This window comes from Clostridioides sp. ES-S-0048-02 (genome assembly GCF_020658495.1).
Lineage (GTDB): Bacteria > Bacillota > Clostridia > Peptostreptococcales > Peptostreptococcaceae > Clostridioides.
The window spans coordinates 1-2,078 of sequence record NZ_JACVWH010000046.1 but is presented as its reverse complement, the minus strand read 5'-3'; the positions used below and the strand labels follow the sequence as shown (position 1 = coordinate 2,078).

The following is a 2,078-nucleotide window of genomic DNA, read 5'->3' as shown; positions in this document are numbered from 1 at the left end:
ATAACAACTGTTTCTGGAATTATAAACGGAATTATATCTTTTATATCTGGAATTATAAATGTTGTAATGGGACTTATAACAGGAAATGCTGACCAGACAATGGATGGCCTTAAACAAATATTTGATGGCGGAGTAGGTATAGTTAAATCTATATGGAATGGTTTGGTCGATTTAGTTAGCGGAATACTAGAACCTGTAATAGATCTTGCTGATTCATTTTTTAAAGATAAAGTTAAAGGAGTAAAAGAGACTTGGAATAAACTTAAAGAATTTTTTAAACATCCAATTAAAGGAACAATAGAAATATTTAAAAAAGGTCCTAACTTACAAATAGGGAAAGGTGCAGATGCTGCTGGAACTAATACAAGAGGAGCGTTTGGTATAAATAGAATTCCTAGAAATGATTATCTAATTAGAGCACATGAAGGAGAAAAACTTTTAACTAAACAAGAGGCCAATCAATATAAGAGAAATAGCTCAAATGGAAGTTTATTTCTTGATAAGTTAGCAGATACAATAATTGTAAGAGAAGAAGCAGACATAGATAAAATTGTAAAAAAACTAAACAAAAAAATATCTCTTGCAAATGCTGGAGGAGTTCTTTAGGAGGTATCTAATGGAAATATGGTTAAGACAAGCAGATAATGCATTTAGATTCCCTATTCTACCACCTTCTTTTGAGATAAATGGAAATGCAACAATAAATATATCTAACATATTAAGCATTGGAGATATCGCAGTATTTGGAGGGGTTGGACTTAAGAATGTAGAAATAACGTCCTTCTTTCCAAGTCAAGAATATAGTTTCTGTAATTACAATGGATTCCCAAAACCTTATGATTGCGTAAATTTAATAGAAGGTTGGATGAAAGAGGGATTTATATTAAGATTTATAATTACAGAAACTAATGTAAATTTTGAATGTATCATATCAGATTTTAATTACAAAGAACAAGATTGTTCAAGAGATGTTTATTTTACCTTAAGTTTAAAAGAATATAGAAGAATAAAAATATCTAAGGTCAATGCTAAGGATGGCGATTTATCTTCTAGTATTGACCTACCCATTACAAAAGGATTTGAGACTAAGCAAAAAACTCACAAGGTCATTGAAGGAGATACTCTTTTTAAGATAGCTAAGAAGTATTATGGAAATGGTGACCTTTGGCAGAAAATTTACGAAGCCAACAAGGATAAAATTAAAAGCCCAAATATAATACAAAATGGATGGATTTTAATAATTCCATAAAAGGATGGTGATTTATAATTAATAAAATCAAAATACAAGTTCATATAAAAAACGGAAATATATATAATATAACTGATTTAGTAGACAAATGTACCTGGTCTGGAGATTATAGATCACCATCAAGAACACTTGAATTTTCTATAATTCAATCATCATCTGATATTAACTTTAGGCAAATAGATATTCCAGTGGCAAGTACAATTTGTTTCTATGTAGATGATAAAGAGATTTTTAGAGGCATGATAATAGACAGATCTCTTGATTCAAGTAATAACAGTATTGATTTTACTGCAAAAGATATGGGTTTTTTACTTTTACAAAGTGAAGTTTCATATAATTTTAAAGATAAATTAGTTGAAGATATTGCTAAACAAGTTTTTGTAGATAATAAACTCCCACTAGGTAATTTGCCTAAGACTGAGGTTAAATACACTAAGATGTTTATTGGCGTAAATGGATATGACACCATAATGAGTGTTTATACAGAAGCAAGCAAAACAACAAAGAAAAAATATATGATAGAAGCCAATCTTGATAAATTTAATGTCATTGAAAAAGGAATTGTTACTCTAGATATTACCTTTGAAGAAGATTTTAATCTTATTAATACAACTTTTTCAGAAAGTATGGAGAATGTGAAAAATAAAGTACTGGTTGTTGATCAGTATGGCAATAAGGTTAACGAAAAAATAAATGACTCTATATTCAAAAATGTTGGAGTAATTATGCAAAAGGTAATACAACAACAAGAAAATGACACTGTAGATATAGATAATGAGTTTAAAGACATAGAAAGAACTTGCTCTTTAAAAGGATATGGTGATATAAG

1 protein-coding gene and 2 pseudogenes are annotated in these 2,078 nt (G+C 28.9%); all 3 read left to right on the top strand.

The window, feature by feature from the left end; genetic code table 11:
* Positions 1–606, top strand: a pseudogene (locus IC173_RS20205) (phage tail tape measure protein); the annotation flags it as partial.
* A 10-nt stretch (positions 607–616) separates the two neighbouring features.
* A complete protein-coding gene (locus IC173_RS20200; protein WP_227856196.1) occupies positions 617–1,249 on the top strand; it encodes a LysM peptidoglycan-binding domain-containing protein in 633 nt (210 codons plus the stop codon).
* Positions 1,250–1,437: 188 nt separating this feature from the next.
* Positions 1,438–2,078: pseudogene (locus tag IC173_RS20195) on the top strand (cell wall hydrolase); the annotation flags it as partial.

Excerpts from the sequence above, each read along its gene's own strand:
- IC173_RS20200 (WP_227856196.1), top strand. The coding sequence starts at position 617 with ATGGAAATATGGTTAAGACAAGCAGATAATGCATTTAGATTCCCTATT.